The sequence below is a fragment of the Confluentibacter sediminis genome (assembly GCF_003258355.1).
Classification (GTDB): Bacteria; Bacteroidota; Bacteroidia; order Flavobacteriales; family Flavobacteriaceae; genus Confluentibacter; species Confluentibacter sediminis.
The window spans coordinates 204,882-220,297 of record NZ_QKPO01000005.1; the positions used below are offsets into that span (position 1 = coordinate 204,882).

Below are 15,416 nucleotides of genomic sequence, written 5' to 3' on the forward strand. Positions count from 1 at the left end.
ATTTTTAAATTTAATATTATACGATTCCTTGAGCTAGCATGGCGTCAGCTACTTTAACAAAACCTGCAATATTAGCGCCCTTTACATAGTCCACATAATCATCATCTTCATTTTTACCGTACTTAATACAGGAATCGTGGATATTGGACATAATCTCTTTTAATTTTAGGTCAACCTCTTCTCTTGTCCAATTAAATCTTAATGAATTTTGGGTCATCTCTAAACCAGAAGTCGCTACGCCACCCGCATTAGATGCTTTCCCTGGAGCATATAAAATTTTGGCTTTTTGAAAAACACGAACAGCACCAAGTGTAGAGGGCATATTCGCACCTTCGGCAACACATAAACATCCATTATTTAAAAGTGTTTTAGCATCACTTTCATTCAGTTCGTTTTGTGTGGCACATGGCAATGCAATATCGCATGCTACTTCCCATGGTGTTTTATCTTTTACGAACTTTGCCTTTTTATATGTTTCTAAATAGTCGCTTATTCTACCTCTTTTTACATTTTTAATGTACATTATGTGAGCTAGCTTTTCATTGTTTATGCCTTCTGAATCATAAATATACCCTGACGAATCAGACATAGTTAATACTTTTGCTCCCAATTGAATACTTTTTTCTACTGCAAATTGAGCTACATTTCCAGAACCAGAAACGACTACTTGTTTTCCTTTAAAATCCTGCCCTTTAGTTTCCAGCATTTTTTGAGCAAAATAAACGGTTCCGTAACCTGTTGCTTCGGGCCTAATTAAAGAGCCTCCCCAAGACAATCCTTTACCGGTTAATACGCCTGTAAATTCGTTTTTTAATTTTTTATACATTCCAAAAAGGAAACCTATTTCTCTAGCTCCAACCCCAATATCTCCGGCTGGCACGTCTGTATTAGGACCAATATGTCTAAATAACTCACTCATAAATGCATGACAAAAACGCATGATTTCACCATCACTTTTTCCCTTCGGGTCAAAATCACTTCCTCCTTTTCCACCCCCCATAGGCAGTGTGGTTAAACTGTTTTTAAACACTTGTTCAAATGCCAAGAACTTTAAAATACTCATATTAACTGTTGGATGAAAACGCAATCCGCCTTTATAAGGACCAATGGCAGAATTCATTTGAATTCGATAGCCTCTATTGACTTGAATTTCACCAGAATCATCAACCCAACAAACTCTAAATGTTATGGCACGTTCTGGCTCAACCATTCTTAATAAAATGTTTTTACCGTAATATATATCATGTTCAACAATGTAGGGAAGTACAGTTTCTGCAACTTCTTCAACAGCTTGTAAAAATTCTGGTTCATCACCATTTCTCTCTTTTACAAGATTTAAAAACTCATTAATTATTTTTTTCATTTGTACAAAATGTATTGAATTTATTGATTATACAATTTTTATATACAAATATACGCTGAATTTAAAAAATTACATTTTTTATTTATGAAATTCGTAATTGTTAATTTTAAGAGATCTTCACTAAATCATTTAAATTTGTTTGTAAGGTGAGTTTTTATCTATTTTTTAGATAGTGCGTCAAAATAAAACCTTATTAAATATAACTTGAAACGATTAGTTTTCTTTTTTTGGCTCATCAATTTTTAGCCAAGCATATAACAATTTAAACTATAATGATTTGCTACTATGGTAAATATTAGTTATAATTATTTATCTCTAGAATAGTCTTTCATTTTATTTTACCCTATTCAACCTTCAATCAATCATCCCTATGAACCCTATTTGATAAAATCAAGTAAAATGGATACTATTTGGTGAATCAATTCTTATTAGAATTATCGTAATCTCAAAGAGCTTTCATATTTGACTTTTGTTTTCCAACTAAAATTGTTTAAATTAAAACTCATAAAACACATAAAAACAGGACATTTTAGTTATTTTCCACACAAGAAAATCATCAAATTGAGTAAGTAAACATTAATTTAGGACGTATTATTTTCGAGAGAAAGTGTTCCGAAATTAGTTTAAAAAAGAAGCGTTTCGGAGAACGGTTGGGGTGTTAATAAGGTAAGCAAAATGTATGCGGAAGGGATTATCTAAATTCAATTTTCAAAGTAATCCAACACTTGTTAAAAGAACTATATTTAAGCATATAATTGGCTCAATATGCCTTAAAAATCAATATAATTCGAAGAATGCTTATGTTTTTAAAAAGTATAGTTAAAAACCAATTAAACAGATATTTTAGGATGTTTCATTCATTAACGCTGTTTTATGCCTTTTTGTACATTTCAAACAACAAAAACAGAATACTTTGAAGTTTTTCACCTACTTTATCCCGCAGTTGCGCATAAGCCCGGGTCATTTGGTTCTCGACGGTTTTAACTGAAAGGTTGAGATAATCAGCAATTTCCAGATTAGTCAATCCCTCATATTTGCTCAATAAAAATATCTCCTTACATCTTGGATGTAAATTATCGATTTCCTTTTTGACGTGCTGAATCAATCGATGTAAGTTAGACTCATCATCTTCTATCAAAGTGTTAACTGCTGTCATGTATTCTTTCTCGAGATTGAGAATGAATTTACGATGTTTGTACTGATCTAAAAATTCATTATATACAGAGCGGTAGAGGTAACTTCGTAGGCTCAAATCGATTTTAAGAGAAGTTCTTTTTTTCCATAAACGGAGCATTACATTCTGAACCATATCTGCGGCTAAATTTTTATCCTTACAAAAACTATAGGCATATAGACAAAGCTTGTGGTGATAACTATCCATGAGATATGCGTAGGCAGATTCTTCACCCTTTCGTAAAGCTGTTATAAAAACAGCTTCATTTTTATAAGATATTTGAGCTTTTTCTTTCATTTTATAGAAAATATTATATTAATTATTCAAATATTCTGTTAATTATTCAAAGATTATGTTAATTATGCAAATATTAAAAAAAATATTAAAACATTAGGGGTATTTGACTCGGCAATCTTAATATGTTTAACATATATAGAATTTTAATGAAGTCCCAATCCAAACATTTTATTGTAAATTATTTAAACCAGACGGCCTCAGAGCAGGAATTAGATGAGCTGTCACAGTGGCTTAAAAATCCTGTTAATACTCAAGAGTTCAAATCTTTTGTACAAATTGATTATGCTATAGACCATATTATGGAAGATTTTAATACGGAGCAAGAAAAGAGCGACTTTCTCTCTAAAATCCGTAAAATGCAACAGCAAAAGAAAGTTCGAAAATTATGGACTCGCATTTGTGGGATAGCAGCCTCCATTTTGATAATTATTTCCCTTTCTATTTTACTGGATAAGTATCCGGCTCGCGATAGTTTGTCAGTAGTTGTTAATAATGAAATCAAACCTGTAAAAAACAATGCCATTTTACTTTTAGAAACAGGTGAAGAGATAGTCCTACAAGAAGGGAGTGCATTGCACACTCAAAATGCGGTAAGTAGCCAGGAAGGGCTAGAGTATAGTCAGGCTGCTGAGGCAGATACTGAAATGGCCTATAATTATTTAACCGTGCCCCGAGGTGGTCAGTTTCATGTTAAACTAGCCGATGGCACTAAAGTTTGGCTAAACTCAGAGTCTAAGCTGAAATACCCGGTACATTTTCCCAAAGCTCAAAGTCGTGTGGTAGAACTTCTTTACGGAGAGGCCTTCTTTGAAGTTTCCCCCAGTGCCAAACATCAAGGGGCGGATTTTAAAGTTATTCATAAAGAGCAAGAGATACAAGTGCTGGGTACCGAGTTTAATGTTAAAGCTTATTCTGAGGAAACAAATGTGTTTACCACGCTGGTGGAAGGAAAAGTTCAGATCAATACACCTAGAGAAAAGTATATTCTTGAGCCACAACAGCAAGCTATTCTAAATGACAACACCTATGCGTTATCAATTCATAAGGTGAATTTGAGAGAGGAAATAGGATGGGTAAACGGAGAGTTTATTTTTAGGCAAAAAAATCTTAAACAAATTATGAAGATCCTTAGCCGCTGGTACGATATGGATGTGATTTTTGAGAATACGGAGTTAGAGGATGTGAAATTTGTAGGTAGGATTCAAAAAGATCAGGAGATAACCGAAATCCTAGATAGGATTAAGACCTTCGGTATTATAAAAAATTATGAAATCAATGAAAAACAAGTACGTTTAAGATAGAAAAAACAAGCAATTCATATAAAAAAAAGGGAGCCGAAGTTCAAATTTTCGCAGGTTCAAACTTCGTCCCTTCTAATTCGATCAGTTAAAGCAAATATTAACCAACACATCCAAATTTATGAAAATTAAATTATTAAATGTCTGTAGTCCTGAACATTTTTTTAGGACCAGGAAGCAATTCTTATTGATGGTCATGAGGACATTCTTACTACTATTCTTTTCCACGGCTTTAGGGTTTAATGCAGATTCTAGTTATGCACAGGCCAAAGTAAGCATTGAATCATCCGGTGAAATTACCGTAGACGAGGTCTTTCAGTTAATTACAGAACAGACCGAGTATAATTTCCTGTATCCTGATGGCTTTTTTGCAGATTTACCTAAAGTGAAACTAACTAAAGGCTCAATCAAAATAGATAAACTCATCGCGCAGAGCATTCCCGAATCCCGATTCAATGTAGTGTTATCAGAGGGTAATACGATAATTATCGAAGAAAACACGTTGTTAAACCAAATAGGTGTGTCGGGAACTGTTACCGATACGAAGGGAAACCCCATTCCTTACGTTTCTGTTAGGGTTAAGGGTACTAACGATGGCGTGTCGACCGATGTTGACGGATACTATAAGATCACGATAACATCTACGAATAACGTTTTGGTATTCAGCTCGCTTGGGTTTAAAGATAAAGAGGTTTTGGTGAGCAACAAGCTGAATGTTGATGTTGTTCTTGAAGATGATGTGACAGAGCTGAACGCAGTTGAATTAGTATCCACTGGTTATCAAAATATTGAAAAACAGAGGGTTGCAGGTGCAGTGACGACCATATCTCGCAAAGATTTACATGTAAACGGGGTTAGTACTGTTGAGCAAATGCTGCAAGGAAAAGTAGCAGGCTTAAATGTTACAAACCAAACTGGTGAAGTAGGTGTTCGTCAAAAATCAAGAGTTCGTGGAACTTCTACTTTTTTAGGAAATCAGGAGCCTATTTGGGTTGTTGACGGAATTATTCAGGAAGACCCACTTCCTTTTAGTACGCAAACATTCGATAATAATGGAGGCGTTACTGAAGATAATTTTGATTTTATTAGAAACTACGTAGGAAATTCTATCTCTTGGTTGAATCCAAATGATATTCAAGACATTACTGTATTAAAGGATGCTTCCGCAACAGCTATTTATGGAGTTAGAGCTGCAAACGGAGTTATTGTTATCAATACAAAGCAAGGTAAGGAAGGGCCTTTATCGGTTACATATTCTACAAACTTTAATTTTGGAGAAAAGGTGACTTATGATAAGTTAGAGTTGATGAACTCTAGGGAAAGAGTAGCTGTTTCTAGAGAAATTTTTGAGAGGGGCTTAATAGCAGCTCACACCAATAATGATATAGGTTATGCGGGAGCATTAAATAAATATTTATTTGGAGATATATCCTATGATGAATTTAATGATAGGGTTGCAAAGATGGAAAGTGTAAATACTGATTGGTTTAATATTTTATACCGTAATCCTTCTAGTCAATCACACCATATTGGTTTCAGTGGAGGTAGCAGTAAAGTAAGATTTTATTCATCAATAGGTTATACTGATAATCAAGGAACCGCAATAGGCAATAATAGCAATTCATTAAACGCCTCTTTAGGGATAAATAGCCAATTAAATAAAAAATTATCTGTTAGTTTTCGTTTAAGTGGGAGTAAATCAAAAACCAATGGTTTTAATCTAGTTAAACCATATGAGTATGCAACAAAAATAAATCGTGTAATTCCTGCATACAATGATGATGGAAGCTTGTTTTATTATAAAGATGAATCGAATGGATATCTATATAATTATATAAATGAAAGAAATGAATCAGGTAACTCCAATACGGTTCAAGTGCTCAATTCTAATTTAAACCTTGTTTATAGTTTTTTACCTGAGTTGAAATTGAATATTTTAGGTAGTTATAACATTTCTTCAACCATGGGGCATTCTTATGCAACTGAAACAACAAATTTAATAACCAAAATCAGAGGGTATGAATATGCTAGCGTAAGTTCTGGAGATCCTTTATACAAACGCTCTAGGTTGCCTATAGGAGGTGTTTTTAACACCGATAACAACCAATCTGTTAACTGGAATTTACGAGCTAATTTAAGTTACAGTAAGATTTTCAATAAAGTGCATTACTTTTCTACATTGCTTGGAGTTGAATCTCATAGTTTAGAATTTGACGGGACTAATTCAACTGCATATGGTTATATACACAATAGAGGAAGATCATTTGCATTGGTGCCTCCTACAATTACTTCAGGGACAACTGTTATTGCAAACTCTTTATATTCAGGGACTGTCGATAGTAATAAATTCTCGAATTCTATTACGGATAGAAAAACCAATACTGTAGGGTACTACTTAACCCTAAATTATGCGTATGACAATCGTTATGTATTAAATTTTAGTGTGAGGGGTGATGCTTCAAATCGCTTTGGCCAATTTCCAAATGAGAAGTTCAATCCTGTATGGGCAGGTGGTCTAAGATGGAATGCTGGCAATGAGCGTTTTATAAGAGATATTGACTGGATAAATAATTTAAGCGTAAGAAGTACTTTCGGATATCAGCGTAATATGGCTGTAAACTTTAGCCCAAGTTTGATTGTTCAAATTCCAAACACAACTGCTTCATCGAGTCTTTATGATGTAAATACGGGAGAATACCTTCTTAAAATTAAAAATTTACCATATGAAGATTTGCGTTGGGAACAAACAACAAGCTATAACTTAGGTTTTGATATGAGCTTGTTTCAAAACAAAATCTTCTTTACGGGTGATTACTATGTAAAAAATGGTAAAGATATAATCACCCCTCTTAGTTTACCTGCTGAATATGGTATAGAAGTTATGCCGGTAAATGGGGGTAGTTTAAGAAATAGAGGTTATGAATTAACAGTAGGTTTTACCCCTATACGTACTAATAATTTTAACTGGTCTGTTACAATGAATACGGCCAAAAATTTTAATAAAGTAACCAAAGTCGGAACTCAAAATAATGGCTGGCAATCGGCTATCCAAGGAACATTATTAAAAGAAGGCTATTCACTATCTTCTTTTTGGGCTTTTAAATTCGATGGTATAGACCCTGAAACTGGACGGCCAAAAATTGACTTATCAGTAGAGGATGGAACATTTCCAGATGAAGATCCAACTGCTTACTTACAATATGTTGGAAAAGGTGACCCTGATTTCACAGGTGGGTTAGGTAATACCTTTAGATATAAACAATTTAGTTTGTCAGCTAGCTTTTATCTTCAGTTAGGAGGTAAAAAATTCCTAAAATCTGCATATCCAACGGCTATTTTGCCTAATGAATATGAAAACTTATCATCAGAATTAAATGGCAGATGGACACCTGAAAATACATCAGCTCAATTGCCAGGGTTACCAGATCAGGATGCTGCAACTAATCCGATTCTTTTGCCTGGTGAAACTAAAACTTACGTACCATTGTATCAAATGTATAATTATAGTACTGATCGCGTTGTTGACGCATCAAGTTTAAGATTAAATACGCTGAGTGCGAGTTATAATTTTTCTAGTGGTTTTTGTGAAAATTTAAAATGTAAATCTTTAAATATGGGATTAAGTGCTTCAAATGTTTTTTCAATTGTAAGCAAAGATTTTCATGGAAGGGATCCAGAGGTAGCAAGAGGTAATCAGCCACGTACACGCTCCTATACTTTTAATATAAATGTTACATTCTAAATTTAAAAAAAATGAGATTCTTAAAATTAAATATAGTCGTATTATTTGGTGTTTCTGCTTTGTTTTTAAACTCTTGTTCTGATTTTCTAGAGGAGACCAGCCAAGATGAAATTATTCCTGAAACGCTTGAAGATCTATCTGCCGTCATGTATAGTGAGGCATACCCCTATTTGTTTAGTGGTGATATTTATCTAAATCTATTAACAGACGAAATGGTGTCTAATGGATTAACATCAGATAGTTACCAAACCAATTTTGAAAATGGTATGCAAATATATATGTATACAAAAACAATGTTTGATGGAAGCTACCTAATCCCAACTGATGCTAATTCATGGGAGTTGTATTATAAAAAAATTAAAGGTTGTAATGTCGTATTAGACTATTTAGAAAACATTACGGCTTCAGAGAAAGATATTAATTCATTGAAAGGACAGGTGTTGTTTTTACGTGGATATTATTATTTTAAGCTTGCCTCAATTTATTGTCAGCCTTATTCGGTTAATCAAATAAATCCTGATGAAGCTTTAGGCTTACCTTTAGTGTTATCAATGAATGTTCAAGATATTTTTCCTAAGCGTACTTCCTTAAAAGCAACCTTTGATCAAATTGAAGCAGATTTAAAAACATCAGTAACTTTATTAAAAGAAAATTATACGGCTCCTAGTCCATTTAGAGTAGGATACTTAGCAGCTGAGGCTATGTTAACTCGCTTTTATATTTATAAAAATAGTAAAGAGGACTTACAAAGTATTATAGACTATAGTACTGATGTCATTTCAAATAAACCATCCTTAACTTATTTAACTTCATTTAAAACAACATTCCATTCTAAAGGAATTTATGATATTGATATTAGCAATGAACCTATATGGGTTTATGGTACCTCATCGGTAAGAGCTTCAAATTATTGGCCGCTCTATCCAATAACAAACAGTAAACCACCATATTCCGTATCCCCCTTGTTAACATCTTTATATGATACCGAAGATTTAAGAAATGAAGCTTATTTTACAAAAGCTACAAATAGTGGTTCTAAATATAATTCTGTGGGTAACAAAATAGGTTTAAATAACAATCAATACGGTGATAGAGGTATTAGAAATGCAGAAGTTTATCTTAATAGAGCTGAGGCATATTGTAGGTTGTTTCTTGAAACAGGAATGGAGGATTATAGAGCAAACGCCCTACAAGACTTAAATACGCTGCGTGAAACGCGTTATGAAACAAATACTTACACCTCCGTGGATATCGCAGATGGCCAAACACTTTTAGATTTTTGCTTGGAAGAGAGAAGACGAGAATTATGTTTAGAAGAGGGTTTGAGATGGGGAGATATAAAACGTTTAAATCTAGGTATTAACCATACTTTTATTGATGCAGATGGTAATTCAACAGATTATACTCTTGCACCAGGTGATTTACTTTATGCTTTGCCAATTCCTTATAATGTAATGGAAAGAAATCCTGAATTATCACAAAATCCAAGATAATTTCAGTATTGTGATTGGTAAAATCATATTATTAATAATTAAAAACTAATACAATGAGAATTACATATTTATATATTTTTTTAAGTCTTTGTGCTTTATCCTCTTGTTCTGATACAGATGATAGTGCCATTGAGCCTTCCGGAATTGAAACTGGTTATATAGTGCCTCAGGGCAACAATGATTTTGACAGCGATATTGTAAAATTTTACGAGGATTATGGCTCATATTTACTGTATCGTTTTACTGACAAAGATGCCTATTGGACGCCTTCTAAATGGACAAACGGTGAACCATCTAGTGATGAAAGTCAAGGGAAGATGGGATTTATATATATAGCACCCGATGAAAACTATATTAAGCCACAATTGGATTTACTAAACAGAACCTGGTTTAATCACTATTCCCCTGAGTTTTTGGATAAATTTTTACCAGTAAAGATTTTATTATGTTCACAAGTTCAATACTGTAATTATGATTTTTCCTCTTGGCCTGCACAAATAAAAGGAGCAGACGTTCCAGGTTATTATAACTACGATAATATTTGTGTTTCGTATGCTAAAGAAGAGGTTCTAAACTTAACAACAGAGCAAGAAACAGCATTTGAGAAAGGAATTAATCGTGTTTTTGTAGATTGTATGTATGGTCAGTCCAAATTAAATCCTACTGAGGTATTTAAGGCATCAGCTAATTATTCTATAGCATCTACCCAAAATACGAATACCAAATTATGGACCATAGGCATTTTGCAGCCTTATTATTCGGCATCTCCTGAAAATGATTGGAAACAATTTGTTACTATGATGATTCTTTATTCGGAAGCATATTTAAATAAAGAAGGAACTACTATTAATGAGTATGATACCAAAGAAACTTCATGGGAAGGGATATTTTCGCCTGTAAAAGATAAAAGTGGACTATTGAAAAAACGTTATAATATGGTTCGCCAATTCTATATTGATAATTATAATGTTGATTTGCAACTAGTCGGCAATACCATATATCCCTAAGAAAAAACAAATAATAATTAAATTTTAATTATCTATAAGTTTAAATACATCAGGATTTTTATTGCTCTTATATTAGTTAAAACTGTGCTAGGGCATTTCGCTTTAACTTCTAAAAATACCTGCCTTCGAATGAGATAGTCAATGACTATCTCATTCGTTATCGGGATCCACAAAAGGGATGCTGTAAATTTAATAATTGAGAAAAAAACATGGGAAGACTTTAAGTCGTTAGCCCTATACCTTGGATTCAAAGTAGAATAATGATTAAAAGGTTTTATACCAAATTATAATTAATAAATAAATATGAAAATCGTACTATTTCTTAGTAGCTTGTTTTTAAGCTTACAATTGTTTGCAAAAGATTTTAGCGTAGCTAGTAGGGATACAATTCCTTCCATCTCTAAATATTTAGAGGGTGATGTAATAAAAACAAGCTCAGGTTTTATGAGTGTTTATGAAAGAAATAATCATTTTTTACTCGAGATTCCAGAAACGACTCTAGGTAGGGATATACTTGTAACCATAACTATTCTAAAAGGCGTACAAAAAAATGACAGAAAATTCAATAAAAGATTTGGGTATGGCGATGATTCCATGCCCGAAAATATGGTTCGTTTCGAGAAGAAAGACGATGTAATAAGTTTACTAAGTCCTCTAGTTTATCATATAGAAGACGATAGTTATATGTATGCCCCGTTTTATAAAAGTTTGCTCAATCCAGCTATTAAGAATTTTCCAATAGTTGCCATGTCAGACAATAAATACTTGATAGATATAACAGATTATTATTTAGGAGATAGCGAGTTGTTTGCTTTACAAGGTTCAAAAACCGAACTTGACTTAGGAAATTATATCAAAGAAAGTTCATATCCTACAGAAGTAGTTAGCTATCCCACTAATATTAGTTTTCGTTCAGTAAGAACTTACACAACCTCTAAACCAGATGAAAGCACCTATTCAAATAGTATTTGGGAAGTAGGTGCATTATGGATTTTACTTCCAGAAAAGCCATTAAAAATAAGACCTTTTGATGAAAGGGTTGGTTATTTTGCTAGCCACATTCCTGGACAATTAGGAAATGAAAAAGAGGTATTTCAAGTAGCAAAACATTGGCGCATCGAACCAAAACCTGAAGACCTAGAACGCTATTTGAAAGGAGAGCTTGTTGTACCTCAAAAACCAATTGTTTTTTATATAGACAAAGATATGCCTGCCCATTTGGTTCCCTATGTGATTGAAGGGGTTGCGCGTTGGCAAAAGGCTTTTGAAAAAGCAGGTTTTAAAAATGCCATATATGCATTGCCAGAACCTACAAAAGAAGAAAATCCAAATTATTCATCAGATGATGCACGATACTCAGTTATTTCATATAAAGCTTCTCCGATTGCAAATGCCTATGGTTCAGAAATTGTAGACCCCCGTTCAGGTGAAATCATTAGTGCTCAGGTTGCTATTTTTCATGCCGTGACCGATTTGATTCAAATGAGTTATTTTGTTATGGCCAGTACCTCTGACCCTATGGCTAGGGAATATCCTTTAAATCAAGATTTAATGGGTAAGTTGTTTGGCACCGTAATTACTCATGAGGTAGGACATACTTTAGGATTGCGCCACAATTTCATGGGAAGTTCATTTTATCCAGTAGATAGTTTAAGAAATAATGATTTTATAGATAAAAATGGGCTTGGCACTTCTGTTATGGATTATCAACGATTTAATTTTATAGCACAGCCAGAAGATCATATAGAACAAAAAAATTTAATCCCAAAACTTGGAACCTATGATATGTTTGCAATTGAATGGGGATATCGGTATTATCCTGACACTGTAAAAACCTCAATGCTCGTGGAAAAACTAAACAACTTTGTTAAAAAGGAAATGGACAAAGGAGGTATTGGTTTTCTAGAAGAAAAATCACCTGACCCTAGAGTTCAATCAGAAGACAGTGGAGATGATATCGTTTATGCCGGCAGGCTTGGAATTAAAAACGTTAAATATATAATGGCTCATTTGGAGGAATGGACAAAAAATCAGGATGATTATACACTACTAAAACGGAGGTATCTATACTTGGCAAGGCAATATCATAGGTATGTAAAACATGTGCTGAGTTTTATAGGAGCTTATTATATAGATACTGCTTTTAGTGAGAATCAAAATTATGCAAAAGCATATAAACCAGTTTCTTATGAAGACCAAATTCGTGCGCTAGAGTTTTTAAAAGAGTATGCTTTAGAAGAACCTAAATGGTTGACCAAAGATCCTTTTCTAAATAAAATTGATTTAGGAGAAGATAAATATAGCTATTTTGATAATTATGTTTATCAGTTAGTAATTAAAGGATTATCATTTAATAATTCTGAAATCAAGAATGGTAATCCTTTAACTAGTAGGGAGCTTCTAGATTTCATGTTTGATAAATTATTTCTAAGTAAAGAGAAAAATAAACAACTTTCAGAATTCGAAAAAAGATTGCAGAGTAGTTATTTATCTCAATTGAGTATAAATATTAACAATCCAAATAACGCATCCTATAATAATACGCTTACTATGCAATCTCAAATGTACAAGGTTAAAGCTTTTGCCGAAAAGAAAATTTTAAACACTGATTCTTTGACTAAAGCTCATTATTTAGGAATACTCAATTCTATAAAAATTTGGGAGCAAGGCAATCAAAAATTTTAAACACTTTTAACGAAAAAACAAACCACATGCGTAAAAAAATAGTTCTATTACAGATACTTCTAATTCTTTTCAAAGGCGTTTTAGCACAGGCCCAGGATGCTAATAAACCAAAATCTTTTAATGATTTTTACAAACCTAAGGAAATGAAAGTTGAAAAGGGTTATTTCAATATATACTCTAGCAACAATCATTATTTCATTGAAATTCCCGAGCAAATATTAGAAGAAGATTTGTTTATCTCAGCACAAACAACAAATGGAAATTCAGCCTATGTTTCTTCTGAAAGTGGTATTTATCATTTTCAAAAAGGAAGAAAGAATCAGCTTGATTTGTATCAAAATAGATCCAGAACTTTTTCTAAAGACAGTATAGATTATGGCATGATCCAGTCCATTGAAAAATCCGGACTTGTTCCAGCCTATAAAAGCTATCCAATAATAGCTACCGGCAAAAACGAAAAATCGTTTATCATTGAATTTACCCAAGAATTAACCGCAACGCGAGGTCTTTTTAGTCTCAGCAAGCCTGGACCTATTAATGCTCCAGACCCATTACGTTCTGGTATAGAGTCATATAAAGCTACAGATGATGCCGCTATTTTTAAAGGGTATGCTACAGAAAGTTCATTCAGACCCTCTATTGGAGGAAAAGATGCAAATTACATTACTGCATATGAATTTGAAATGGTTATTCAAAAGGTTCCTAGTCATATACATGAACCTAAGAAAGATAATTTAGCATATGGTTTTAATACCGTAGATTATATGGAGTATGATACAAAAAACTATAAAACAACCGTTGAAAAATATATTAAAAGATGGAATTTAACACCTAAACCTAAAGAGGTTCGTCTGTATAAAAAAGGAATAAAGGTAGCTCCAGAAATTCCTATTAAAGTCTGGATAAGTCCACTCACTCCGTCTCCTTTTGTTGAAAGCGTAAAACAAGCTTTAGCACAATGGGAAATAGTACTTGAAGAAGCCGGATGGAAAAATGTTTTTAAAATTGTGGATGATGAAACTCAAGCCTATAAAAAAATTAATTTCTATTGGGGAAATGGAACCTCAGAGCGTGAAATGGAATATAGTATCGTAGAAAATCAAGTTACAGGAGAAATTATAGCTGCTCGGATTAATTTTATGGATACACCTGCCAAACTAAACTTGACCAGATATTTACTTCTTTGTGGAGAGAATGATAATGAAATAATAAAAAATCCTTATAGTTTAGAAAGAAGAAAAGATATATTGACACAGCAATTAGCAAGTGTCATGGGGCAAATATTGGGAGTAAAAGAAAATTACCCTGCAGTAACAGCCTTTTCTATCGAACAATTGCAGGATAATGAATGGTTAAAAAAATGGGGGCCATCAGCAACAATTGTGGGTGCAAGTATGCCTAATTATGTTCTTGTTAATAAGACTATTACACCAAAAGACCTGTTGCCTAAAGTGTCTATATATGATCGTGATGCCATATCTTATTTGTATGGCAATCGCGTAAGCCCTCCTTCATTGAAAACTACTTTTTATGCTGAGGAGAATATCCTAGATCCAACGGCTCAAGCTACTTTTATATCTAATGATTTATTAAGAGCTAGCAAAATTGGAATTCAAAAATTGAAAAATAGTTATCCAAAAATCCCGGGTATACTTAACGATTTTAAGCATGATGCAGATCTAACTAAAGATTTTCTAGAATTCATCTCTGAAAACTTTTCCTTATATCAATTTTTTGTAAATCAAGAAGCAGTATTAATTGGCGGGCAAATGGAACGTGCTGTAATCAAAGGTGTAAATGAAATCATGGTTGATTATGTGAGTAAAGAAAAGCAATTAGACGCATTAAAAAGTCTTGAAGAACATGTCTTTTCAGCAAGCCTGGAGTGGCTTAAAAATCCAGAATTGTTAAAGCATAATCCTATTAATATGGATAAGTTTCACATTGAAATGTCCAGAAATATTTTACAACGTCTGTTTAAAAAAGAAGTATTATTGTCTCTAATTGATGCAGAGCAAAAAAATGGCAAACAAGCATTTACATGTGATGATTTGTTTTCTTTTACAAATAGAGTCGTCTTTCTAAATTTTGATGTTTCAAATGAGCCAACAGACATACAATTGAGCACTCAAATCAACATGGCCAATATACTTATTGAATTAGCCAAAGCTAATAACATCAATACTAAAGTAAATGATTTTACCGCAGTAATACAGCTCTATTTATTACAAGTACGCGATTCCATAGAGAAACTGATGAATAATGATATGGTTAGTGATAAAGTTAAAAACAATTGCAACTTAATTTTATTGCGCTTCAATAAAGAATATTTCAATAAAACTTCATAATACTTTTTT

The 15,416-nt window shown here is 33.0% G+C and carries 8 protein-coding genes; 6 read left to right on the forward strand and 2 right to left on the reverse strand.

All coding sequences use genetic code 11. From position 1 onward, the window contains the following. Positions 1-16: 16 nt before the first annotated feature. Positions 17-1,363, reverse strand: a complete 1,347-nt coding sequence (gene gdhA / locus DKT72_RS05930; protein WP_111307806.1) for an NADP-specific glutamate dehydrogenase — start codon at positions 1,361-1,363, stop codon at positions 17-19. Between the two features lie 871 nt (positions 1,364-2,234). Beyond that, entirely contained in the window at positions 2,235-2,834 is a 600-nt protein-coding gene (locus DKT72_RS05935) for an RNA polymerase sigma factor (RefSeq protein ID WP_111307807.1), read from the reverse strand. A gap of 146 nt (positions 2,835-2,980) precedes the next feature. Between DKT72_RS05935 and DKT72_RS05940 the strand changes: the two genes are divergently transcribed. From DKT72_RS05940 to DKT72_RS05965, 6 genes are all read left to right on the forward strand, one after another. Beyond that, entirely contained in the window at positions 2,981-4,135 is a 1,155-nt protein-coding gene (locus DKT72_RS05940) for a FecR family protein (protein WP_162623248.1), read from the forward strand. Between the two features lie 193 nt (positions 4,136-4,328). Next, the gene (locus tag DKT72_RS05945; protein ID WP_220628088.1) at positions 4,329-7,874 is read left to right on the forward strand and encodes a SusC/RagA family TonB-linked outer membrane protein; all 3,546 of its coding nucleotides are present in this window, start codon (positions 4,329-4,331) and stop codon (positions 7,872-7,874) included. A gap of 11 nt (positions 7,875-7,885) precedes the next feature. Beyond that, positions 7,886-9,367, forward strand: a complete 1,482-nt coding sequence (locus DKT72_RS05950; RefSeq protein WP_111307810.1) for a RagB/SusD family nutrient uptake outer membrane protein — start codon at positions 7,886-7,888, stop codon at positions 9,365-9,367. 53 nt (positions 9,368-9,420) lie between these two features. Beyond that, positions 9,421-10,374, forward strand: coding sequence for a putative zinc-binding metallopeptidase (locus DKT72_RS05955; protein ID WP_111307811.1), 954 nt, complete (start codon positions 9,421-9,423; stop codon positions 10,372-10,374). A gap of 303 nt (positions 10,375-10,677) precedes the next feature. Further along, positions 10,678-13,059 (forward strand): zinc-dependent metalloprotease, encoded by a 2,382-nt coding sequence (locus tag DKT72_RS05960; protein ID WP_111307812.1) that lies wholly within the window; start codon positions 10,678-10,680, stop codon positions 13,057-13,059. Between the two features lie 26 nt (positions 13,060-13,085). Next, a complete protein-coding gene (locus DKT72_RS05965; RefSeq protein WP_162623249.1) occupies positions 13,086-15,407 on the forward strand; it encodes a DUF5117 and DUF5118 domain-containing protein in 2,322 nt (773 codons plus the stop codon). Positions 15,408-15,416 lie beyond the last annotated feature (9 nt).

What these genes read in the sequence shown, in the direction of transcription:
- DKT72_RS05955 (WP_111307811.1), top strand. Translation starts at nt 9,421, where the DNA reads ATGAGAATTACATATTTATATATTTTTTTAAGTCTTTGTGCTTTATCC.
- DKT72_RS05945 (WP_220628088.1), top strand. Translation starts at nt 4,329, where the DNA reads ATGAGGACATTCTTACTACTATTCTTTTCCACGGCTTTAGGGTTTAAT.
- DKT72_RS05950 (WP_111307810.1), top strand. Translation starts at nt 7,886, where the DNA reads ATGAGATTCTTAAAATTAAATATAGTCGTATTATTTGGTGTTTCTGCT.
- DKT72_RS05935 (WP_111307807.1), bottom strand. Translation starts at nt 2,834, where the DNA reads ATGAAAGAAAAAGCTCAAATATCTTATAAAAATGAAGCTGTTTTTATA.
- DKT72_RS05965 (WP_162623249.1), top strand. Translation starts at nt 13,086, where the DNA reads ATGCGTAAAAAAATAGTTCTATTACAGATACTTCTAATTCTTTTCAAA.
- DKT72_RS05940 (WP_162623248.1), top strand. Translation starts at nt 2,981, where the DNA reads ATGAAGTCCCAATCCAAACATTTTATTGTAAATTATTTAAACCAGACG.
- gdhA (WP_111307806.1), bottom strand. Translation starts at nt 1,363, where the DNA reads ATGAAAAAAATAATTAATGAGTTTTTAAATCTTGTAAAAGAGAGAAAT.
- DKT72_RS05960 (WP_111307812.1), top strand. Translation starts at nt 10,678, where the DNA reads ATGAAAATCGTACTATTTCTTAGTAGCTTGTTTTTAAGCTTACAATTG.